The organism is Ruegeria arenilitoris (assembly GCF_013030265.1).
GTDB lineage: Bacteria > Pseudomonadota > Alphaproteobacteria > Rhodobacterales > Rhodobacteraceae > Ruegeria > Ruegeria arenilitoris_E.
In genome coordinates, this window is the sequence record NZ_WPZQ01000008.1 from 1 (window position 1) to 23,723 (window position 23,723).

Consider the following 23,723-nt stretch of genomic DNA (forward strand, 5'->3'; position numbering starts at 1 on the left):
CCCAACCGCCGGCTCCAATCCCATAGCTATTCACCCAGATTTTCGGTGAACTGAAGCGCGCTCCATAGAAGAGTTGAACAGTTGCAATGTCGGTCGGGCTCAAAACACCATTGTTATTGTACACAGCATTACAGTAGTTCATCACTGAAGCACTGTCCCAGTTACCAACAAGGACGTTTCCATCAGAGCCTTGCTCTTGATTGCACCAAGCTGGGGTATCTGGTCGGTTTTGCTCATGTGCGAAACCAAGTGCATGGCCAAACTCATGAACAGCGATGGAACGAATGCACTGTTCTCGCGTTGGACTACATCCTGAGTTCCAATAGTTAAAAGTGAAATTTAGAACCATACCGTCTCGTACGCCGGCAAGATAGCGCCCAAGTCGCTTAACGTGTGCGCCTTCGTCGGCAACCCGGATTCTTACACCCGCAAAGGTTCCATTGGGGCAACTGCCCCAACCGTTAAAGTCGACCTCAGAGTGAGTTTCCCAGCTTCTTTCTACGGCGTCACGGACCCACTGACGTTCTGTTTGGTTTGCTGCAGACGGGTTTTCCCAACAAACTGGAATTTCCAAGTTCGGCCACACCGAAGGTGCCAAAACGTAGCCATCTTGCCTTGCACAAAGCGGACCAGCTAAAATAAGCGTTCCAAAAAACAGTGCCAATACATTGCAATAGTGTCTCATAAAATACACTCCTCTTGAAATAACTAGAAACGCTATCTGATCTCCCCAAAATGTCCACTTAAAACCTGGCTACCCTTCAGCATTGCCCGCTACATCCGGTGATTTCGAACCAGCTCCTATGACCCCTTATTTTTATAGGGAAAACACCCTAGGGCAGCCATCAGGTTCCCCCGAATGTGTGCTGTATGGACGATTAGCGTGTGCTGTCCGTGTCTGTCAACAAAGTCGTATTGACTAAGGGGGAAGGCTACATACGACCAATAAAAATGTAAGCTAAAAATCAAAAGCAATGTAGGCAATTCGGTTTTCTTGAGCACATTGTAGCTGGCAACTAAGTCATTTGGATTTATTCCGTTGCTCGCTAATCAATTCCTCTATCTTAAACAAAATCACATCCTCGGATGGCAACTCACAGGTGTATGTTCGTACTTCGGCACCCTCAACGCCAAAAAAAATCTTTGCTAAATCGGTTTGCAGCGCACGAATTTCCGCTTTTGCTTCGCTGTAGTTCAGCACCCCACCGGATATTACCCCAAGAACGGCCAACATTACCACAAGCGACTTACTCTTGATCTTAACCTCGCCATCCTCGATCTTAATTGAACCGAGCACAATTTTTGCTCCGACCACAACATCTGAGTAGTTTGCAAAGCCGCCAACGCTACTAATAAGTTGCGAGGCTCTTGATGCTTCTGCTTTGCGGACGCGGGCTAAATGGTCACGGGTAGACTCGCCTTGTTCTCTCGGCAATCTTGATCTTCTTCTAGCCGCGTGTCGAATGGTCCCGTTCAGATGCTCGAATATCTTTAATTGAACTTGGCTAAGGTACCAATTTCCAAATTTGATATCCGTTTCGTGAACATCGCTTTCAATAGTTGCCGAAAAATAGGCGACACGTATGAATTGATCTGAGCCGGTCACATCGGTCAAGGTAACTCCTGACAAACCAAACTCCCTAACAATTTATCCCCTATAGCAACGCTGCCTTACTTCCGCGCGTTTGCCAAGTGCCATTTATTTCCTTTTGAAATCAGAAACACAGCCTAAGAGTGAACAAGGCGAGCGCATTTGAATTCATCGCTGGCGACGGTCTTTTGTGCCTTGATAATTTCGATAAGAAAGCCGTCTAGATGCTCGCTATTGGACAAACGCTAGCTGCAAGGGGGTACCTTATTAGTCACGTCAATGAACACGTTCAAAGGTTACTGCAGAATGCTAAGAACGGCACGACTTACTTGGTTTCATGCGCGATCAAGTAGGAAGTATTGCGGTACGATTAAATAGATCATGCCGCAAAAAAGTTGGGGCGCAAAAATCCGAGACCCCGAGATAAAATAGGATGCCGCGCATCACCCCCCACTAGGGGCACCCTCACCCGCCTTATCTCCACCTGCGGGAAAGTCCTAAAAATACAGCAAAAATAAAGGGTTGAAGCATCCCCTTAGGTGATTCATCCAGGCATTGCATCACCGTGATGCGGCACTACCACAATAGGAATAACTTCATGATCATCTTTAACTTCTGCTTCGGTCCCTTCGATATCCTCGTTCAAAGCGAAATCCATTCGGTGGCCTTCAAGGTAACCCGCGAGGGACCGTGAGAAGTCATTGTCGATGCTGGTCGTTACTATTGGACGTTTACGAACCACCGCCCAAGAACGATGGCGCTTAGGTCGCTTACGTCCAATTAAAGCCGCTTCAATACGAGCCGCGTTATCTACACATATCAAAGGCACAATTTGACATTAGCGAAACGGCCCTGCCTCACGGCGGGGCTTTGTTGTTCAGTAAGGTATGCTCTTACGAACAAGTCGAGCATTGGCCGCACGGGCGTTCAATAGGGTTGACCTTTCCATGTGAACACATCATGTCTGTGAACAGAAGTCAAATGAACAGGCATCCCATGACCAAGACATTCCTTTACGCCCGCGTCTCTACATCAGAACAGACCAGTGAACACCAACTTGTGCAGGCCCGCGACGCTGGCTTTGACATTCTCGACGAAGATGTAATCACCGACCACGGCACCTCAGGGGTCAGTACTCGGCTAGCCGACAGGGAAGGCGGTAAGGAACTCCTTTACAAACTCCGGGAGGGGGACACGCTAGTTGTCCGTTGGTTGGACCGTTTGGGTCGAAACTATCGGGATGTCACCGACACGCTCAGGGAACTCCTGAGACGCGGTGTTACCATCAAGACGGTGATCAATAAGCAGACCTTTGAAGCGCACCCCAAGAGCGCAACCGACGAAGCCGTGAGGGACGCCCTTATCGGTTTCATGGCGGCACAAGCCGAGGCCCAAGCACAGGCCACCAAGGAAGCACAGGCAGCCGGTATCGCCCATCACAAGGCGACCGCTCCCGAGAAATTCAAGGGACGCAAACCGGGATTTACGCGGGTGCAGTTTGACCAAATTGCAGCGTTACTGGATGCAGGTCTGGGGCACTCATCCATTGCGAAGGAAACAGGTGTGCATCGCAACACGGTTATTCGCATCGCTCGTGACAAGTCTGCCGCAGATGTCGCCCTCTCACGGTGGGGTATGTAAACCGAACGGGTCCGGGTTAAGTGACCTCAGACACCAATTAACCCCCATAGTTGCCCTAACAGAACCGCATCTCACCTCTGACCGCTTCTTCAAGCAGCCCTCACAGGGGCCTTCTGGCAGCCTCCAAATCTTTGAAACCCGTCTGTTAGGTGGGGTGTTTGATCAGTTACTTTCGCAAGTTGGACCCAAGTTAACCGGCTTTGCTGAGTAGTTATTGGGGATACCCACCCTGAAATACCCACCCATAACCCTTTAAGTAGTTTAAAGGTCAGGCATCTCCATCATCTCCTTCTATCAGGAAGACCATGATCGACTTCTTCGAAGGAGACCAAGATTACCCATCACCCTTAAACCAACCCCAAGGACAGCTTAAGGCTGACCCTAAGGAACAGGCTCATCATGTTCACAGATATTAACAATGAACCCTTGTTCACCGAGGTCTCCGCCCGTCATGTCTTCAGCCATGATGGAGAGGAAATAGATATACTGGTCTCTAATGGAAACATCTGGTTCCATGGGTCGGATGTATTGCGCTTTGCCCGGTTCACGGAACATGTAAAAGGCGGATTTGGACGGACTCTAAAGCGTGTGTCCCCACCTGACATAATCAAGATCAAAGATACCCCGTTCAGGTTCCCTGATGGCCATCGTAACAGGGGCAGCCTTATCAGCCCTCGTGGGTTCATTGAGTTGGTCGAAAGCTCTCGCAAAGGGTATAACCCCATCATGGCGGGATGGTTTACCGAGTGGCTTGAACGGAACCTGTTCACCGACGGCAAAGACGCAGACTTCTGGTCTCCCGCGCGCAAGGAGATGATAAAGCTGCAACCGGTTTTCAGGTCTTCTTCGCGTTCCACCTACGATGAAACTGAGCGTGACCCTCTGGCACCTGTAGGGCCAAACCCAAGGCTCAACGATGGAACGCCCATCAATTCAGATGAAGTGCAGTTCTGTTTATGCGGTCACACATGCAAATGTGAGCTTCGGTACATCAAGCCAAATCACCCACCGGAAACTGACGATTGGATTGACCATGGTGACGATATTTTTACCCGAGACCTCGTGGCCGGTTGTTTGGGCAAAAGTTGCCCGTGAAGGAGTGGGACCCGATTACTTCAATTCCCTCGGCATTCCTTAGGACGCACCGCTAAGGACATCGCTGCGGAGATTGGTGAAGAACTGATAGCGGTGAAGGCAGAAAAGGGACACGGTGAGTATCTACTGTGGGTCTTCAAGCACTGCTTCCATGAGGCTACAAATGACAACTCCCGACGAGTAACCCCACTGCCGACCTCATTCAGAAGGCGCAGCAGGTAGGACAGGGCGTCACAGCATCATTCCTGAACCCTGATTATGACTTCAGTCAGCGGGATTGGAGAGCATTATCATCGACGCTTTTCTTCCAGAACGCCTTCATCGTTCGGAATGGGCTGCACATGATGGGTTCGGAACTACCGAGGTAATCATATTAAAACACTGGCGGTCACCTTCGGGTGGCCGCTTTTTTTTCGAAATCAACCATCGACGAAATCAACTAGATGATGCTAGGTGATTGCTATTAAAAGAAAACAACTTTGAGGATATTCGCAGTGCCATCACTTCGACCCAATTTGGTAAAACGCATTGAAAGATTACCGAAACCAACCAATGTTGCAGGTGCTATGCAGCCACTGTTCGAGGCTGTAAGTAACGCAATCCACTCGACACAGAGTAAATTTGATGGGGCAGTATCAAAAAGTGGCCGGGTCATTGTCGAGGTAAGCACCAACCGAACAAAAAATGGCGTCTGGGCAACCGTCGAAGACAACGGCAGGGGGTTGGATGAAAAGAATTGGGAAGCGTTTACAACGACTGACACGGACAACAAAATAGCGATTGGTGGCAAAGGCGTAGGAAGGCTGATGTGGCTCGACTGCTTCGAGAAGATCAAGGTATCATCAGTTTTCAACAACGGCAGCCCTGAACTGCAGCGCCGTTCGTTTAGCTTTGAGTTAACACTAGATGACCAGATAAAAGAGCTTTCCGAAGGACCCGCGACAGATGCAGGCGATACCGGGTTTTACGTTCGCTTCGAAGATCTGAGAGACAACGGATATAGGGCGAAGTTCCCCGGCAGAGACAGTTTCATTTTCCAGCATCTTACGTCACATTTTTTGCCAACATTCATAGATGGGCGCAGTCCGCTCGTTACTGTCCGAGTTGGTGATGAGACCCGCAACTACCCAGATGCAATATCTGATATTGTCCACCGCAGAACTCCGCAGGAAACCATCCCGACCGCCGAATACGGGGACTTGAAGCTAACTCTAATGGAATGCGATAGAGTAGCGAGTGCGGACTTGAAGGGGAAACATTTTGTCCATTTCATTGCCCACGACCGCACAGTTCATTCACAGTGTATCGACGGAAAGTTGGGGCTCGGCTTCTTTGGAAAAGGCTCCGACCGTGTCTTCCATTCCATTGTCACTGGTGAGTTCTTGGACAAAAACGTAAATCAAGAGCGCACTGCATTTACATTCGAAGATGTCATCATAGAGCGAATAATTAATGATGTCTGTGCGGAGAAATTTGAGGAATTTTTGAAGGAACCTTTGGCGCTACTGCGGAACGAACAGAGGGGAAAAATCGAACGTATTACAGCCACCTACCCCTCTGTCGCTTTTGGAGATGTGCACGAACTGCAAGACAGAGTCCCCTCAGGGGAATTGAAAGAGGATGCAATTTACGGTCATCTCGCCCGCGAGCGATTTCGGCGCGACGAGCGCCAAGCGGAGAAAATCAGAACAGTCTTAGAGCGCTTAAAAGAAAGTGCCGCTGACATAAACTCTTTCAGCGCAGCTATCGCGGATGCAGGAAAAGCAATCGAAGATGCTGAACAACGCAGCCTCGCAGAGTATGTTGTCCGTAGAAAGGTAGTTCTAGACTTCATCGAAATCCTACTTGAAAAAGTCCGTGACGACACGCGAGACAGTTCCTATCAGCGAGAAGACCTGCTTCACTCGTTTATTTGCCCACTAAAGGTAAAAACAATAGAAAGCGGCGACAGCAAAGTGGAGCCAGCCGCATCTCACGATTTGTGGATTGTCGATGAAAGGCTAACGTTCGCGCAATATTTTAGCTCGGATGTGGAATTCAGCAAAATGTCCTCAGCCATAAAAAGCGACGAACGGCCCGATGTATTGATTTTTGATCACGTCCATGGCCTGCGGCAAACCGAAGAACCCTCTAAGGTCTTGCTTGTTGAGTTCAAGCGCCCAGGACGGAAAAACTATGCTAATGACGAGAACCCGCAGTTCCAAGTAGAGCGTTACGTACAGCGCCTACAGTCTGGCGGACTGTCGGACGTTCGTGGGCGACCAATTAAGCTTGATCAAAACACTATATTTTACTGCTTCATTGTAGCTGATATCGTGGGAAATATGGATACTTGGACGTATTCTTGGCAACGAACGGCTGACGGGCGCGGTCGGATTTACCGTCCAAATAGCGGATTTCATGGGTCTATCGAATTAATGGGTTGGGACCAATTGATTGGCGATGCGCGTACTAGAAACCAAGCTTTCTTCGACAAAGCAGGCATCAGTTCGAAAAGCTTCTTCAGCACAGACTAGCGTACAAGCCGAAGGAACCTGATCGCGAGAGTTACGCACTCTATCTGCGCCTACAGATCAGCTTTTTTACCCCAACTGGCGAACTCTCTCAAACGCGCATCACGTCCACCGTAGGTGTTTTCAGCGACCGACTGCGCAGAATGACCGAGATACCCGTGACGCACCTCTACAGGTGCCCCTACATCCCTAAGCTTGTCGCTTGCCCTGTGGCGCAGCCCGTGGACCTTCATGCGCTTATCGTCGGTGATCTTTCTGACCGCTTTCATCAGCGCAGCAGAGGCAGCCGTAGGGCCACCGTCGCGTCCATAAGAAGGAAACAGCGGCTCACTGCCGGTGCGCCCCTCTAAACGCTTCCTGAGAGTCTCCCTGAGCGTATCTGAAGCAATCGGGACGTATCTGTCGCTGTTGCTGTTCTTGATACCGTTGATTTCGTTGGGGGTGACAAGGATGGATGGTGTTTCCCCCATCAGGTCCACATCGCTTACGCGAAGACCGCAGGCTTCCCCTAGTCGCATCCCCGTCCCTTTCAGTACCCGCCACATATCAGGTAGGTCTTTGCTGCGCCCACCCGAAAGGGTCTCCTGAACAGCATCTACGACGCTATCTGGCAACGGGACGTTCTTGTCTAGTGAGCTAATCTGTTCCTTGGGCCACGGAAGGCGCTCGAAGTGGTTACGCTCCGATGGTATCTCCAATTCCCTGACAGAATGGTTGTAAGCCGCTGCCACAATGATCACTTCACGTTGACATGACTTAAGCGCGAGTGGCTGGCCGTTGGCTTTCTTGAGACGCAACAAATGATCCATAAAGCTGCGAGCAGTCTGGCGGTCGATGCTCTCAATAGTCACATCTTCCAGAGGTTTCTTCAGGGCATCACTCAGGCGACCAAACGTGCGATCTATTCTCACCATGGCCTTCCGGTCATCAGCAAGACCTTTGTCTTGAGCGTAAGTATCCCGCATGTCAGCCAAGGTCGGTTTCGGGGGCTCCGCATCTGGGTTCAATACAGCGGCCACCACCTCCGGCGCTTCCCCTTGCTTTGCCAAACCATCGGCCAAGACACCGCGTGTCCAACTGTCATCTTCAAGACCCTGGATGCTTGACATGTAGTGTTCGGCTATGCGCTGGGCGTCGATGAACTTCTGTGTTGCTGACCGAGTATCAACCGTTGGGTTCCGCCTAAGCGTATCCTCAACAATGGTGTCAAAATTTCTGAGGTGAAATTGGTACTCGCGTTGAAAAGCAGCCCCTTCTCGTGCCTGTATGTGTTTTTGGTAAGCGTCCTCACCACGGATTTCACGCACCCGTTTCGGCCACCTTCTGCGGAAACGCCATTGGGAGTCGCTGATACAGTCGATGTACTTGATCGTCATTCTAAGGGCCATTGTGTGCTGTCCGTGTGTGCTGTTTGCGTTATGCGACACACTCGAAAAATGCTGATTGCCCTTGTTTATAAGGCCAAGAACCAACTGATCAAGTTAGTTCTGGTGCGGTCGAGAGGACTACGGTTTTCTTCTAGAATTAATATATTAGAACAGCATCTGCGTAATTTTTGCGTACCTAGCGTTAACTTTTGGCTTTGGATATCCATAATATCTGATCGGCTCACATAAGCGGTTACAGCGGCGGCTTTTTTTGCGCGACAACGCTCATACTCGATAGCCGATGTATGATGTAAGCTTCTTGATGAATCGAATATACCAGTCCCAAGTTGCCGGTAAGATTGCTTTCCCCCGTAAGTATGAAGACCTCAGAGATTTCTTTGTCGATGTGTGTTATGGAAGAAACGTGCACATATTGGCACTTTTGATGTTTTTGAGAAAGGAATTGCTATGTCTTACGTCAGAGTCGCTTCAGTCGAATCCGGAACCTTCGCTCTACAAAAGAAGCTCCCACCCAATGTCGTCGTGAGCGCAGAGGGTACTGTCACAACCAGCGGCTGGAAAAATGGAGAGCTGACATCATGGGTCTATGTCACCCCCCCAGAGGATGGAATACTTGATCTAGATTTTGTCGCCGAGAGGCCATCTGGCCTTGTTCTTCAAGTTATTTCGCCCATTGCTGGCCAATGCGTTCTAATCGATGTTGATCTTGAGAACTACTGGGGGCCAGGGAAACCGTTAACAGGTTTCAGAATTCACGCTGCAAATAATGAAATCGTCGTCCCAATGGGCGAAAGCATCAAGGAACCCATTGTGCTTTAGGTCGACATACAACCGTAGTGATCACCAATCAGACTTCGACTAACGAGCGCGGATTGGTGTTCACACGGTGAATACGCATTATGGCGTGTCTCACTTCGCCTATCGCTGTTTGAGTAAATACAGTATTTTCAATGCAGTGCCCTATGGCACATTATCAATCCCCCAGCATCATCGTAGTCCAAGTCTGAATCAATCGGGACGGTCGCCGGATTGCCACGCGACCCAAATGTTCGGGTTTAGGACGCCACGCCCGCGTATCAACGAACTCACGACCGTGCTTGTGACACGGGAACGGGGCTTGATGGACCGGCCAATCCGGACCAACAACTTTGACCAGATCTTCAGCGAGGAAATTTACCTTCCGCTGACACAAATTACAGCGCAGTGTTATAACCTGTTTGTCCCGCGCCGCATCCTTCATCTTGCGGACGGGCTTTCCGGGGTGCGGATGTATCGGGGGATTCGCGGCGGGCATAATGAGAACACTTAGGGAACATTTCTAACTTGTCCAATCCAAATTTCATCCCTAGCCTGACCAGATGTGCAATCTGTATTCCAACACAACCAGCCGACAGGCAATCATCGATATCACCGAAGCCATGACGGTGGCCGAGGCCGTGGGCAACCTTGCGCCTCAGCCTGGCATCTATCCGGACTACTCAGCACCGATCACGCGGATTCATAAAGGCGAGCGGCAACTCACCATGGCCAGATGGGGCATGCCGAGCCCTGTGTTCGCCTTGAAAGGCAAAAAAGTGGATCGGGGTGTCACCAACGTCCGGAACACAAAGAGCCCGCACTGGCGGCGCTGGTTGGGTGTGGAAAACAGATGTGTGGTGCCGTTTACCTCATTCTCCGAACCCGGGCGAAACGCCGAAGGTAAATCCGAGCCGGTTTGGTTTGCGCTTAACCAAGATCGACCGCTGGCTTTCTTTGCCGGGATATGGACGAACTGGACAAGCGTTCGAAAGCTCAAGGAAGGTGAAGTAACAACCGACCTATTTGGGTTCCTGACGACTGAGCCAAATGATGTCGTGGGTGCGATTCACCCCAAGGCGATGCCGGTCATACTCACCGGTCAAAACGAGATCGAAATATGGCTAACCGCCCCTTGGGAGGAGGCGCAAGCTCTGCAACGCCCCCTGCCCGATGGCGTTCTGGAAATCGTCGCACGCAGCGCACCGCAAGATGGGTCAGCGTAGATCGCGAGCTGAAGCGTCAGTCGAACATCCTTAGCGGGCTGTGTCGTTCAAAACGCTGCACAGGAAGCCACTGATAGATGCCGACCAATAGCAGATCCCGAAAGAAGGCCGCTGACGAGAAGTACTTCCCGATCAAGGTTCGGGTGTGCGTCCCAGAGGAAGGATTTGGGCAGAAGATGAACGAAATCCAGAACTGGCTGAATGAATGCGCTGGCATCGGTCATTGGGGCTGGAACGGAGACATGATCCTGTCACGCGGATCCCGAGACGCCATGTCATTCTATCTGCTGGACATCGATGTGGCCGTCACGCTGATCGAAAGGTTCGGCCTGACACTCGCCACTGCCGATCCTGAGTTGTGTGGCGAGGGATCGTTTAAGTTCATCCAGCCTGTTGAAGAAGTAGCACCAGCTTCATGCTGCGCGAGTGACAGGCAAGGCTAAGTTACAACCAGCAAAGCAGCTTACCCAAAAATGATTGGCTACAAAATCAACTTTTTCTTTCATTTTGCGATCTATTGATCTTAGGTGAAACAGAAAGGTTTTAGTAGGAATTGCATATGCTTAGATCCATTCAACTCTTGGCCGCCATATTGTCATCCGGAACAATCGCGCATGCGGAAACTGAAACGGATGAAACTGCCAACAGGATTCACAACCAATGGAAACTCACTCACGTCTGGGCGCAACAGCCGTCTGGAAACGAGACTGGGTACGGCACGCTAATTGCCAACACAAGCGAACTTCGGACGTACATATTGTGTAGGGACGGTCAGATTATGGATACCACCTCAGAGTCGGAGGAGCTTGAAATCTACACCGACAATGAGCGAGTTGGTGTTAACAACGCAAGCTTGCCGCCCGGTTCGTGCGCGGTAGTGACAGGCAAAAAAGTAGTCCTATGGAGCAGACAACCCAGGATCGCCAACCCTTATCACGGACACTATTTTGAGGGAAGCGTTGCACCGCTAGACAACGAAACACTGCAAGGCTTTCACATGACGCCGGTATCTTCGGACTGGACTATGGATTGGTACTCTATCGCGACGGACAGTAAACCTTCCTCGGTCCTTATATCCGGCGTTCCAGGGTTCTACGAACTTTGTATTCACAAAACTAAGCAGTTCCCAGAGCCTGCCAATGTTGAACGTTATGTCACCGCACAGGTTTTGGTGGACGGACAACCGGTCCAAGGGTTTGGCAAGGCGCTTGAACTTCGGACTGGCAACTGTGTCTTCTTAGAGGGTGAAGACATTGAGGTTGGGTGGCATTCAATGACATCTGGCACTACCAGCTACAGAGTCACAGGCACTCTTTGGAAGATATCGGATCGACTGTTACCTAATCAGTAGCTGAGGAGCTGATGGGCAAACTTCCGCAGCCATATGACGAGATAGCTGAAGATCTAAGGCCAAGAAAGTTCTGGGAATAGGTAGCCTATCATGGGGTTCTGGACTTGTTTGCTATTCTCAGCATCTGGTTCGTTAATTGGCCGAAACCAAGCAAAGAGCCACAAAGGCAGCTTTGTGGTTAGTTCTTGTTATAGTCTTCAATGCAGCCTCCTAACTCGTGACAACACGATCGGGTATCTGGCATCGGATTTACGCAGTGGTAAGTCCGTCTTAGCAACTTCGCAAACGCATCAGACAAGGCGTTGAATTGCTGGGCTTTTAGTCGTCAGACCAACCACACAATCGGAAGGGTGAGCATTGACCCCAACCACAATCTATGCATGCATGAGCAAAACTTATACAAATTTCAAATTTGGGTATATGAGCAAGAGTTTGCAGAAAAAATCCTTAGCAAGCATGTTCCTTGGAACCTGTCTATGTCTCGGGATAATGCAACAGCCAACGCTGGCTGAGAGCTATGACCCAACTGCTTGTCAGATTCCTAAAAAGGATGCTCCAGCAGAACTCGGAATATGGCTCAACCGCAACCACAGTTTTAACCTGGACGCTACAGTGTTGGAGCGGAACAGGTGGACGGAGACACTTCAGAAAGAAATTGGATTGCCTGGTCGTACCGGCGTCGGATCAGTCGGTGTTAAATTGTGCTTGGACAACATCAAGAGGATCTAGATGAACATGCGACACAAGATGAATAGAGTATTATATTGCTTACCTGTACTATTATTTTTTTCCGCTTTTGGTGATAGTCTTTTTGCGAACCAAATAGGAAATCAGAAAATAGAAACACTCTTAAGCAATTTCGCATCGCTGAAAACAATAGAGCCTTCAAAATTTAATAGGCCCCATTTTCCTACCGATCCTATAGAGGCGAGCTTTCGAACCACTAAGCGCTTCAATGTAAAAATTACCAATATTAATAAACTTGGAATATTGACAACCACAAATAATCGCTCTTTCAGGTTGTGGGGTATAGTGCCAGATCAGGCGGCAATGAAATCTCTATTAGTCGGCGTTGATCTGTCATGTGAAGCATCAGGGCAAACTACTAGCCACAGGCGACGGGTTGATGTTGCTCAGTGTGATATAGCCACGGGCATTGATGGCACGAAAGAAGACGTTTCCAAGATACTAATAAATATACACAGCTTAAGTGAATTCTGCGCCGAAACACTGGGCTGGTATGGCACTTGCGATTGATTTTAAATAACTTAGAAAGTCAGAATATGTCATTCAATGATGTCCTTTCCAAATTTGGACTTAACTCCAATTCTTTAACTGAATTCGAACTTGAAACGAAGACAGTACTTCAGAACATTTACGACACCAAATCTGGTAAAGTTTTCTTAGAGAAATTTGTTTCCGATCAACGAAACTTTCGAATTATTTTCGAAAACGACACGGCCTATGCTGATGTGACCAGCACCGCAGACGGGTTGGAATACAATGTCTACATCGACTACGAGTGGGTACGAAACAACACCTTTTATCTCACTGCAAATGGGCAAGTGAATAAGTTTAGTGCGGAGCAGATTCTAGTACATGAGTTAACGCATAATCTACTGGATGAAGATGACCCCACCGAGTTTTCAGAATATATGGACCCTGAGAAGAGTCAGGGTAACATGGTAAAGCAGGAAAACTTAGTTGCCATAGACCTTGGACTCGACCCAAGAACGACTATTTCAGCAGCTTCCGGTGCCTCTCCCGTTTACCAATCGATAGTCCAGCTTGAGGAAAACAAAATATATGCACCTGGAATTGAGAAGGTGGATGTAGTTTTCTCCGAAGTATTTTTCGCAATCACTCATATAGATCTGTCTGAGTTCAATCAGAGCTACACCTACCTCCTCGTTTTAGGCGATGATGGACATACAGTCACGGGTAGTTCAAACAGAGATTTTTTGCATTTTGGAGGGGGCGACGATAGAGCAATAGGGTCGCTGGGCAGTGACTATCTTGATGGCGGCGAGAACGCCGACGGCAGCGTTGACAATGATACACTTAGTTATGGTGAGTTTGCATCAGGGATCGAAATCAGCCTCCACCAGGGAGCAACCTCAAGTTCTGCTGCAGTGTTTAGCGCTACAGATGTGAATTCCCCTAATGCTTGGCGAGACCTATTTACAAACTTTGAGAACCTTACGCTTACGGCGCACGACGATGTCGTTAACTTCAATCCCGCACTGTTTGATCTGAATGTCGACGGAAACGGTGGCATTGACGCCGGTCTTTCCTCTGAAAAAGGCGATCTGTTGGATGCCTCGGACATGGATGCGGCGATTGAGGTAACGCTCGCTGATCCGGATGACGGAAATGGATCCATCGTTTCGGGCGACAGCTCTCTTGCAATCAAAGGCTTCGAGAACGTTACAGGCACCGATCATAACGATCAAATTACGGGCAACTCCGAAAACAACATCCTCAAGGGAGGCGGCGGCGCTGATGTTCTTCGTGGAGAAGGTGGGAACGATACCATCTACTTCGATGCTCAAGATACCGAGGTCGACGGTGGTGAAGGGCGTGACATTGCGATTGTCGAAGGGACGGATGCAGTTGAACTGGACCTGAATGCCACGAATTTTGAAGTTGCCATCGGCGGTGTCGGTGAGGATGTGTTTCACATGGCGAGCGGAGAGATGGCGGCGGGTGGAGCCGGAATCGACACGTTCCACATAGACCTGACGGGGGATGGCGCGGGTAGCCAATTGGACCCTGACGGAAAGGGTCCGGCAATACTCTTTGGCGGAAAAGGAGCTGACAAGTTCTATTTTGACAGCCGTGCGGGTATTTTGACTGTTAACGTTGAAGGACTGACGGAAGAGAACTTTGCGGATTTTGACTTAAGCCTGCTGGGCTTGGGAGCCAATTTTGACTGGTCACTTTTCGATGCCGTCATCATCAACCCAGACGCGACCGACGAGTTTCACAGAACCGTATTCAAAGGTGGAGTAGGTGAGCCAACACGGGAAGAACTTGTCCCGATTGGCGTTAAGAGGATCGATTATGAAATTTGGGATTCACCGGGATCTCAGAGTTACACCCCTCCTGAAGGAGGGGTGTCAGCCTATGATCTTCCCGCGATCAAAATGGGTACCGTCAAAAACCTTGATGTGGATCTGCCGAGTTATCAAACGTTGAGCGAAAGCTACGATTCAAACGATCCTAAAACTCATAGTGCTGATCTCGTTGGCACCTTTAATGTTTCCTTTCTGGGGTCTGAAATATCCTGGGTCCAAACTGTTTATAGTGGCAGCGCCCGGGGTTATAGGATCGATGCTCCCATTGGGGGCTATGTGCCGGGTGGCCCCGGAGTGGTTGCGACGTTCACCAAGTATACTGTTGGTGAAGATGGCGAAACTAGTCACGAGCGAGACTATGAGTATGTCATGACCTATGGCGTGCGCAACGATGGAACCCGATATTATGACCGAGATGATGTCGAGATCCAAAGTACTGCCAACTTGAGCTCATGGTATGTCGCTGGTGGATCATTTGTTGGAACTTCGCTTGTAACGAACAACGATATCACCGCCATTATGCCGAATAGCAGCGGGCGCGAGAAGATCGGCGAAGAGATCTTTGTCAGCGCCAACGTTGGAGATGGTCAGAAGACCTATACGAACTTTGACATCTTCAAGAACGCAATCTCGATAGCTGGCACAAGTATCAATCCCACCTTGCAACAAGCGGGTGTTTCCATTTCTCAGCAAGGTGATGATGTTCTGATCACATACGGGAATGGCGATACGATCACCCTGCTCGGTGTCTCACTGGCCGATTGGCAAAGCGCAGCAGGCCAACAATTTCTTGGCACGTCTGCTAACGACACCTTCACGGGAACTGATCAGGCAGAGCTCTTTTCCGGCGCGGACGGGGATGACGAGATTGATGCTGGCGGAGGTGATGACGTAGTAGCCGGCGGAAGTGGCAACGATGTGCTCCGCGGTGGAGAGGGCAAAGACGACCTTCAGGGCGGTGACGGAAACGATACGCTTGAGGGTGGTGCCGGTGAAGATGTCCTGCTTGGCGGGAACGGAGTGGATGACATCGATGGCGGCGCAGATGATGACTTTCTCGATGGTGGTGACGGAAACGATACCCTGAACGGGGGAGCCGGCAATGACAAACTCTACGGTAGTTTGGGCTCAGACACACTCTACGGCGGCGACGGAAACGACACGATGTTTGGTGCAGGCGGTCTGTCTGCCGACGACAGTGTTGATTTCCTTTACGGCCAAGCAGGGGATGACACGCTTTATGGCGGTGGTGGTGCGGATACACTCGACGGAGGTTCCGGCACAGACCGGCTTTATGGAGGTGATGGGAACGACACACTGCTCGGCCAGGATGGCAATGATGACCTCAATGGTGGTGCGGGAGACGACACTCTGAATGGTGGCAATGGATCTGACTTTTTGGATGGAGGTGACGGGAACGACACACTGTTTGGGGGTGACGGGAATGATGTCCTGTTCGATGGAAACGATACCCCATTTGGCCCTTCCGGAAACGACCTTTTGTCAGGCGGTGGTGGTGATGACACGATCATCTACCAATCCGGTGATGATAGCATTGACGGAGGTCGCGGAGGGGTCGATACGCTCATCCTGGCCAAATACAGCTCTGATCAGGTGACTTTCCGTGTATCGGGGTCTGATGTGTACATTAAAACCCCTGATGGCGAAATCAAACTGACAGGCCAGATTGCATATGAAGTGGGCCACGCTCGTTCTAACATCGAAAGCCTAGTGTTTTCTGATGGCACTATGGATGAGGCTGGTACTCGTCAGCGTGCCATAGAAGATCAGGCAACGGATGGAGACGACACAATCAACGGCACCAACACCGGCGAACAGATTACAGCGGGATCCGGTAACGATGAAGTCTATGCCAAAGGCGGTGATGATACGATACTTTATCAGACCGGAGACCTCATCATCCATGGCCGCAGCCACAACACCGGTAACGATACACTGGATCTGAGAAAATACAGCTCAAATCAAGTCACGTTTGAGAATTCGGGGGCAAATGTTCTGATCCGCACCCCGGATGGCGTGATTACGTTGGCGTATCAGAACGAATACGACATCGGCAGCACAGCCACGAACATCGAGAACATTCTGTTTTCGGATACCAGTCTCGATGAAATTGGCATTCGGGGTCGTGCACTAGCGGATCAGCAGACCGCTGGGAATGATCAGATTGTTGGCACAAATTTCGATGACGTGATTTCGGCTGGCAGCGGCAACGATACCATCACGGTCTCGGGGGGTGATGACACGATCATTTATCACTCAGGAAACGATGTGATCAACGGGTTGAAAGCCAATGGCGGGAATGACACGCTCGACCTAACGAAGTACAGCTCAGATCAGGTAACCTTCAAGAATCTCGAAGATCACGTGGTGATTGAAACCCCAGATGGCACGATTACACTTCGGTACCAGAACAAGTTTGAGATCGGCCTCGGGCGGGGCAACATCGAAGTGGTTTCGTTCTCTGACAAGCAATTGACTGAGCTCGACATCCGTGAGCGCTCAATTAACGACCGGGCAACCGATAGTAATGACGTACTGCGGGGCTCAAGGTATAATGACACGCTGAGTGGTGGGGAAGGCAATGATACTCTGACAGGGTGGACCGGTGCTGATACGTTTATCTTCGCCGACAACTTCGGAGACGACGAGATCACCGATTTTGAGGACGGCTCGGATCTGATCAGGATCGACATCGATGGCCTGACGTTTGCGGATCTCACAATCACGGACAACAACGGAGACGTCGGGATAGCGATTGCCAATCACGGAACCATTACCGTGAGCAACCTAAATGCGTCCATACTTACGGAAGATGATTTCGTGTTTGTTTAACTACGCAACAGCCTGCCGACCACCATTTTGTCGGCAGGCAGTAATCTGTGTCCCCACTAGTCCTACTGGCTGAGATTCAGCCTGCCCTATGTAGGTATCAAGTACCGGTGGTCAGGACATGACAGCGAGAACACAGCGTAAGACTCCTGGATCTCATCTTGTGTCTGCTTTGTGTCTGATCGAGATCGGGTCGCAAGGCTCTTGCCCCACTGGGTGCAGAGCGCATCCTCAGTCGCGGTAGCCTCGACTTTCCATGTCTCGCACCCGCTTATCAAGATTACGCTCAACGCGATCGTAGATTTCAGCAGCATTCTCATAGTCTGCCTCCTGTACCTCGCGCAGGACTTCCCTTTTGCCTTTGCGCTTTTGCACCTTGCCATAGGCAAAAACCCCTATGACGGCGGCGAGCACGCCCAGTACCCATTGGACGGCCCCCGATCCCATAAGGAGATCAATCACGTCAGACCGCCTTTCAGCTTGGCCCAACGACTGCCGGCGAATGTGGCGGCATAGCCGACAACACCCATCACGAGCGCTTTCATGTTTTCAATCTGGATGGTGATGGTGCCCGCTTCAGGGTCGAAGAGGATCAGTCCCTCTTTGGCCAGCATGGCAAACGCCGGGTAGAGAACGAGCATTCGAATAGTCAGCCACATGTTAATTCTCCTACGTGGTGGTTTCAGGCTTCGTTTGAGGTTGTGGGGATACCGTCAGGCGTCACGTAGACGGGCTTGCCGCTGATCGGTGTGTCACTGGGCCAACGCGATGACAAAAGGCGCTCTTTGGCGATGCGCGTAATGGTAACAGCATTGCGCTGATTACCGCCCAGGACGTGAAAATATGACGGGTCTTCACCGTGATAGAACCCGACATGCCCTTTCCAGCCACTTGGTGAACCGCGCCAGAAAATCAGGCACGACCCGAACACCGGATGTGTCGGCTGACCGAAGTGTTTCCAGTTACGAGCACCAAGCGGGTTTTCGGGCAATTCGATCTCTGGCTGCCACTTCCGAAAACAGGTCGCAACGAAGGCCCCACACCACGGGATCTCGCGCGGGTCAATCCAACTGACTGAAGCATCAAACCAACGAGACAGTGCCGAGGTATTCCGCTGCTCGTGCAGACCACGGACCCGAACAGCCTCATCCATCCATGGAATTGATGAAGCCTTAGCGTCAGGAGCCGAACGCAACGCCTCAAGCGTCAGCGGCCCGACATATGGCCGAGCCCTCAGGCCGATTGATCGCTTGAACGCCACCACAGCCGCATCGGTGCGAGGACCGCGGACGCCATCAATCGGACCCGGATTGAATCCGAGATCGAAGAGCCGGGTCTGTACCCAGCGATAGTCAACGCTCATGGGAAATCTCCAACACAAAAGACCCCGCAGGCGGGGCATGAGGGGGTGAGTCTGGGGGTGCTTACTCTTCGGTGACTTTTAGCGGGAACCAGGGCGTCCAGCGGGGTATGGGCTCACCCCGGCCCGGGCAATCGGGGTAGATCACCCGCGCGCGCCAACTGTGATCCCCTGGCCCGAGGTGGCTGGGAATGCTGAGATGAACCGTAAAGCTCAAAGGGGTGCGCGTCAGTTCGATGTTGCCGCCAGTTGATGGATCAAACGAAACCGCGATGTTCTGCCCGGCCGAGGTTCTGACATAAGGCGTGATCGAGGATGGTGAACCACAGTTTTCCCCGTAGTCTGTCCGGGCCCCGTTTAGAACGTAGGTGCACCGATCCGGAGTGCAGTTCCCAATCTGGCGCGCGATCCTCTCATTCCACTCCACCACGCTTGGCGGTGGCATGTTGCGTTCAACCTCTTCCAGCCGATGGGCAATCTCGGTGATCCCGACAAAGTCTTGCACCGCTGCCTTGATGCCAGGGCCCAGAAACTGAACCCACCCCGCCCAAAGCAGGCTCCCCAACATCACCACGGCGCTCAGGATCTTGCGCCAATAGTCGAGGCTCTCACCGAACCGCACTGCCCGGTTCCCCATTTCCTGCTTGGTCATGACCAATATGTGTCGCTCTGATAGTCAGCCGGGATCGGGTCCATTGCCTCGATCTGATCTGACTTCGCTCGGATGACGGCGACTTGCGCCCAAATGGCGTGACCTGCATCCCATGCCGTCAGCTCCTCCGCCGACCAGTTGTCCCGCCCCTTCTCTGCGAGGATTGAGGCCTGAGCGATCAGGTTGCGCTGCTTCCACTCCGGAACAAAGCTCAGAATGCGGCGTTCCGCTTCCTGCTTCACCTGATCTGCCGTTACGCTTGCGGCTGCATCCTGCGTTGCCGCCCATTCCGCCTTGAGCTTCTTGGCCTCTGCCTTGGTGAGCTCGACCTCTTTGCCATCAACGATGCGTTTCAATTAGACTCTCCCATACAAGCTGAATTTGCCAGAGAAGGTGTCGGCGTTCGGCATGAGCCGCACAGCATTGACCGCGGTTGAAGACACGCGATAGCCGCCAAATACTCCCGACCGAAGGTCATTGGCGGGGGACATGCAAGTAAACTGGCTCTGAATGCCGGTTGGGCTTGCATCGCCGGGGTCAAAGATATCGATCCGCGCTCGGGCCGGAATGGTATTGTTGGATCCAGCGGTCACGATGACCGAACTATAGGCCGCCCCGGCAGCCTGAGGAACAGCGGCATCACCGTAGAGCGCCTCGTAATGGTAGTCGGCAGCCCCCTCATCAAAGGCGCCTAATCCGCTTCCCGATGTCCGCATCTGCATGAAGCGGTCCGTATTCGAAAATACGAGGTCATTTGCGATGATTTCGAAATGGGTGAACTCAGAGGTTGGCAACGAGAAGTCTACCGAAGCAACCGGAGATGCAGAACTGACGATGGTTTCCTTGATCTTGTTCATCAGCGGCGTCCAGCCCGTGTTGGCTGCATTCCGCTGTCGCAGCACTGCCGGATCCACGCTGGTATCGAACCAGAACATGCCCGGCACCTTCGGAGATGGTTCAACCGGGCCCGAGCTGCTGCTTTGGATGGCTCCAAGAATTCCATTGAGCTGCTGCCTGAACGGACCACCTTCCTGGTTGTCGGTTGTCCAGTCATTAACCTGGGTCATCAAACTACCTCATCTGCATGTAATTGAAGCTTTGACACAAGCGGCGTTATGCCAGCGTCGAGTGTTTGCAGCCGCGCCCGGGCTTGGATGGCGCGCGCGTGAATTTCCGAATTGTCCAGCCTTCCCCACTCGGTCCAGTCCGGTGAGCCGGTTGGATCATCCGTGGTCGAACGCACTTCCATCACAACGTCCACTTCAGCACCGGCTGCGCCGTCAAAATCGGCCCAGTCATCAATCTTTCCGGGGCGCTCATCGATCGTGTCGAAGATGTTTGACGCGGTAAGATCGATCTCGCTTCTCAGCCGCACATTCTTCGCAGCCCCGAAATCAAGCCCGGATGCGAACTCATAGAGGCCATAGACCTCTACGGATGCGCTGTTCTTCAGATAGTCGGTGGCAATAGGCCCGCTTTCGACCTGAGCGCCCCAGAGAAAGACGCCCGAGGTTCCGTCGCCGGTAAATGTCGCTTCAGCATCGGATGAGCAAACATTGAAACGAACGACCGGCGCACCCGTATCGGCAACGGTTCGGGTGAAGGCACAGCGATACCAGCCATTGCCGGCAACGATGATCGACACCGCTCCGCCACCAACTACAGACCCGGCTTCCCCATCAGCGAGGTTAAACCACGCGGTTCCCGTCGCAGTACCGTCAAACACCTCGATCGCGATCCAGTCGTACCCGCTCTGCTTTGCGTAAACACTTGCGGTATAGGTCGTGGATGCATCCAGTTCAGTGGCCTGATGAACGCTGTGTTTTGCGTTCGAAACAGATGGGATGACCTTCTCTGCCCTGTTGACCCCGTTCGGTGCATCCGTGGCATCTGGCGTCACCGAAACCTGTGACTTGATCCAATCGCTTTCTGTGAACACTTCGGTATGGGTCAACAGGTTCACTGTCGGTGAGGTCCGTATGCCTCCGTAGGTGTCAATCTTCGAGATGGTATCGATCTCAGGCCAATCATCGATCTTGATCGAGCCGCCCAGTCGCAGGAACCCTGCCTCACCTTTATAGACCCCGTTTTTTTGTCCTGAGAACTGTGGCTCGGCCACAAGGACATCAACGGGTGCAAATGCGATGGACTGCGCTCCCGAGGCCTTCACCTTTACTGGATCTGACAGGTTGCCCGTCAAATCCTCCGCCCGCAGTAAGTAGGTGCCGGGTTTGAGCGGAACAGCCGCAAGCGAACCATTCCCCGGCACCCGGTCCATGGAGTAGCTGGAGGACCAGAGGGGGTTGGCAGCGATTGAGTGTCGAATGACGATATTGCCACCAATCCGGACATCCAGTTCCGGATGAATATCCCATTTGATGAGGGCAAGCCCTCCCGCTGATTGCAGGTTTACCCCTGTCAGCGCGCCCGGTTTTACACCAAGCCCGAAGATCTCCCTCTTGACGCTTACGTAATCGGACGGGACGCCCAGTTGAGAGATCGCCATAACCCGCCAATCCCACACGCCCGGCTGCCAGTCCTTTACCTCAAGCGATGTATCCGGGGTCTGCCTCAATACCTGCCAGGTCGCTCCGTTATCGTTGCTGGCTTCGACCTGATACAGCTTTACAAAAGCGGAAGCGGCTGGTTCCCAAGCGATTTTCACCTGAACCTTCAGGCCGCCGCCCGTGCGGGTCTGATAGAGGTTTTCGAAAACCTCAAGGTTTGTCGGCGCCACGATGTCAAACGCGCTCGGCAGATTGGTTTTCGGGGCGGCCTGATAGATCTGAAACTCGCTTGCATGATGGTCATAGACCAGCGGAGAGGTTTCCCGCACAACGAGGCTGGGGACCAGGGCGTTATCTTCAATACCCAGTGACATGGCCCGTACTTCGAACGGCTTTGTGGCAAATCCAAAACGCGCGTAATCGAGATTGATCACACTTCCGGTTGTGGCCTTCCACATGCGCAGCTTACCCGGCACCGATACGGTTTGCTGTCGCCGCTGACGCTCAAGGTGTATCTTGGCGAGGCGTTGAGCCGCTGCCGCCGAGATCGTGAACGGCAGAGAAATGTCAGTCCAGGATGCCTCTCCCCCGTCCTCAGCCACATAGGTCGCTGACTGATAGGCCGGGAAATCGTCAGGCTGCCAGTGATTGATGGGCGAGATGAACTGCCCGCGCACTCCGTTGAAATTCTCCTCTCTCGTAACCCGGGTCTGCAACTGAATGTTGCCGGAGAAATCATCCGGGCCAAATGTCCGAGTGGGAATGCGGTAGGCACCGGCGTAGATATGCCACTGCCCCGCTTGCCAGGCCACCTGCCCGGCCATGGCTGTGAGCATGGCCTCGATGTTCGTCTTGGGCGACTGATCCAGTGTCAGAACACCGTTGCACCGATACCGGACATCTGTTCCGCCACCGACTTCCTGAACGGTCTCATAACAGACATTGGCCGCCGCAATCAGGGAAGCCGTGCTAATCCCGTCTTCCGCGCCTATCCCGGCACCGATTCCATAGTGGGTGAGCGACATATAATCTGCGACGCAGAGCGCGGCATTGTCCGTATAACCGCGCTGCTGGGTTCGGGGATCATAGATGTCATCCTTGCCCTCGATATCGCAGGTGATGTTCGGGATGCCGTTCGGGTATACATGTGGATCATAGGACAGCGAAACATAGATATAGGCGCAGCCGGTAAAGCGATGCAGGTCCGTCCACCACCCCTTCAACTTTGCGAGCAGATCCGGAATGGCAGTCTGACCCGGAGTGCCGAGGCGCCGAATGCAATAAGCCCGCTCATTAAATCTTCCAATGGCTCTATCCTGACCCTCAGGAATGACCAGCTCGCCGTCGAAATAAATATTCCCGATTTTCCTGACCTGATGCCCGGCGAGAACAATGATCATCTCAAGCACCGCATTGGGCGGAGCTTTGTGCCAGTGCCCGGGCGTTGTATGCATGAACACCACGGTTCCGCCTTTGCGCGACTGACCATACACAATCTCACGCGGTGCGACCGGTTGTCTGGACGTTACCTGACGGCCACGAACAGGGTTTTCCGGTTTCGGCATCAATGCTCTTGCAGCCGCTGACAACAACAGTGATCCGCCCAGTTTCACAAGTGCCGCTGCAAAAGCGCTCTTTGCGGCAAATGCGGCAATGGCCGCGCCTACTGGTGGCAAA

At 51.9% G+C, this 23,723-nt stretch carries 19 protein-coding genes; 9 read left to right on the plus strand and 10 right to left on the minus strand.

Features of this window, described 5'->3' with window-relative positions:
* Together GOX61_RS14765 and GOX61_RS14770 are read right to left on the minus strand one after the other, a co-directional pair.
* A partial coding sequence (locus GOX61_RS14765; protein ID WP_217353880.1) for a M12 family metallopeptidase occupies positions 1–685 on the minus strand: 685 nt, incomplete at its 3' end.
* Between the two features lie 336 nt (positions 686–1,021).
* On the minus strand, positions 1,022–1,615 hold the full coding sequence (locus GOX61_RS14770) for a hypothetical protein (protein WP_170334941.1): 594 nt from the start codon (positions 1,613–1,615) through the stop codon (positions 1,022–1,024).
* Positions 1,616–2,587: 972 nt separating this feature from the next.
* On the opposite strand from GOX61_RS14770, the gene GOX61_RS14775 reads away from it, so the two are divergent.
* The 3 genes from GOX61_RS14775 to GOX61_RS14785 all read left to right on the plus strand — a co-directional run bounded on the left by GOX61_RS14775 (position 2,588) and on the right by GOX61_RS14785 (position 6,843).
* Entirely contained in the window at positions 2,588–3,232 is a 645-nt protein-coding gene (locus tag GOX61_RS14775; protein WP_170334943.1) for a recombinase family protein, read from the plus strand.
* Positions 3,233–3,631: 399 nt separating this feature from the next.
* Complete coding sequence (locus GOX61_RS14780) at positions 3,632–4,327, plus strand: hypothetical protein (RefSeq protein ID WP_170334945.1); 696 nt, start codon at positions 3,632–3,634, stop codon at positions 4,325–4,327.
* A gap of 494 nt (positions 4,328–4,821) precedes the next feature.
* On the plus strand, positions 4,822–6,843 hold the full coding sequence (locus GOX61_RS14785; protein WP_367646970.1) for an ATP-binding protein: 2,022 nt from the start codon (positions 4,822–4,824) through the stop codon (positions 6,841–6,843).
* A 50-nt stretch (positions 6,844–6,893) separates the two neighbouring features.
* Here the strand turns inward: GOX61_RS14785 and GOX61_RS14790 are convergent, their stop codons facing one another.
* Positions 6,894–8,216 (minus strand): tyrosine-type recombinase/integrase, encoded by a 1,323-nt coding sequence (locus tag GOX61_RS14790; protein ID WP_170334947.1) that lies wholly within the window; start codon positions 8,214–8,216, stop codon positions 6,894–6,896.
* A gap of 399 nt (positions 8,217–8,615) precedes the next feature.
* Here GOX61_RS14790 and GOX61_RS14795 point away from each other — a divergent pair, with 399 nt between their 5' ends.
* The 6 genes from GOX61_RS14795 (at position 8,616) to GOX61_RS14820 (ending at position 17,530) form a co-directional block, all read left to right on the plus strand.
* A complete protein-coding gene (locus tag GOX61_RS14795) occupies positions 8,616–9,047 on the plus strand; it encodes a hypothetical protein (RefSeq protein WP_217353881.1) in 432 nt (143 codons plus the stop codon).
* 539 nt (positions 9,048–9,586) lie between these two features.
* Positions 9,587–10,249 carry an SOS response-associated peptidase gene (locus tag GOX61_RS14800; RefSeq protein ID WP_170334951.1) on the plus strand — a complete coding sequence of 221 codons (663 nt, stop codon included), beginning with the start codon at positions 9,587–9,589 and terminating at the stop codon, positions 10,247–10,249.
* A 77-nt stretch (positions 10,250–10,326) separates the two neighbouring features.
* Positions 10,327–10,692: a hypothetical protein gene (locus GOX61_RS14805; protein WP_170334953.1), complete on the plus strand. Its 366-nt coding sequence runs from the start codon at positions 10,327–10,329 to the stop codon at positions 10,690–10,692.
* A 1,292-nt stretch (positions 10,693–11,984) separates the two neighbouring features.
* Entirely contained in the window at positions 11,985–12,329 is a 345-nt protein-coding gene (locus GOX61_RS14810; RefSeq protein ID WP_170334955.1) for a hypothetical protein, read from the plus strand.
* 6 nt (positions 12,330–12,335) lie between these two features.
* A complete protein-coding gene (locus tag GOX61_RS14815) occupies positions 12,336–12,857 on the plus strand; it encodes a hypothetical protein (RefSeq protein WP_170334957.1) in 522 nt (173 codons plus the stop codon).
* Positions 12,854–17,530, plus strand: coding sequence for a calcium-binding protein (locus tag GOX61_RS14820; RefSeq protein ID WP_170334959.1), 4,677 nt, complete (start codon positions 12,854–12,856; stop codon positions 17,528–17,530). The genes GOX61_RS14815 and GOX61_RS14820 overlap by 4 nt, the downstream gene beginning before the upstream one ends.
* Before the next feature lie 228 nt (positions 17,531–17,758).
* On the opposite strand, the gene GOX61_RS14825 is transcribed toward GOX61_RS14820, so the two are convergent.
* The 7 genes from GOX61_RS14825 to GOX61_RS14855 all read right to left on the minus strand — a co-directional run bounded on the left by GOX61_RS14825 (position 17,759) and on the right by GOX61_RS14855 (position 23,722).
* A complete protein-coding gene (locus GOX61_RS14825; RefSeq protein ID WP_170334961.1) occupies positions 17,759–17,989 on the minus strand; it encodes a hypothetical protein in 231 nt (76 codons plus the stop codon).
* Positions 17,986–18,186 carry a hypothetical protein gene (locus tag GOX61_RS14830; RefSeq protein ID WP_170334963.1) on the minus strand — a complete coding sequence of 67 codons (201 nt, stop codon included), beginning with the start codon at positions 18,184–18,186 and terminating at the stop codon, positions 17,986–17,988. Before GOX61_RS14830 ends, GOX61_RS14825 begins: the two co-directional genes overlap by 4 nt.
* Before the next feature lie 23 nt (positions 18,187–18,209).
* Positions 18,210–18,890 carry an NlpC/P60 family protein gene (locus tag GOX61_RS14835; RefSeq protein ID WP_170334965.1) on the minus strand — a complete coding sequence of 227 codons (681 nt, stop codon included), beginning with the start codon at positions 18,888–18,890 and terminating at the stop codon, positions 18,210–18,212.
* 61 nt (positions 18,891–18,951) lie between these two features.
* Positions 18,952–19,539 carry a hypothetical protein gene (locus GOX61_RS14840; RefSeq protein ID WP_170334967.1) on the minus strand — a complete coding sequence of 196 codons (588 nt, stop codon included), beginning with the start codon at positions 19,537–19,539 and terminating at the stop codon, positions 18,952–18,954.
* Entirely contained in the window at positions 19,536–19,895 is a 360-nt protein-coding gene (locus GOX61_RS14845) for a hypothetical protein (RefSeq protein WP_170334969.1), read from the minus strand. Before GOX61_RS14845 ends, GOX61_RS14840 begins: the two co-directional genes overlap by 4 nt.
* A complete protein-coding gene (locus GOX61_RS14850; RefSeq protein WP_170334970.1) occupies positions 19,896–20,606 on the minus strand; it encodes a hypothetical protein in 711 nt (236 codons plus the stop codon).
* Complete coding sequence (locus GOX61_RS14855) at positions 20,606–23,722, minus strand: phage head spike fiber domain-containing protein (protein WP_170334972.1); 3,117 nt, start codon at positions 23,720–23,722, stop codon at positions 20,606–20,608. The genes GOX61_RS14850 and GOX61_RS14855 overlap by 1 nt, the downstream gene beginning before the upstream one ends.
* Position 23,723: the final 1 nt, after the last annotated feature.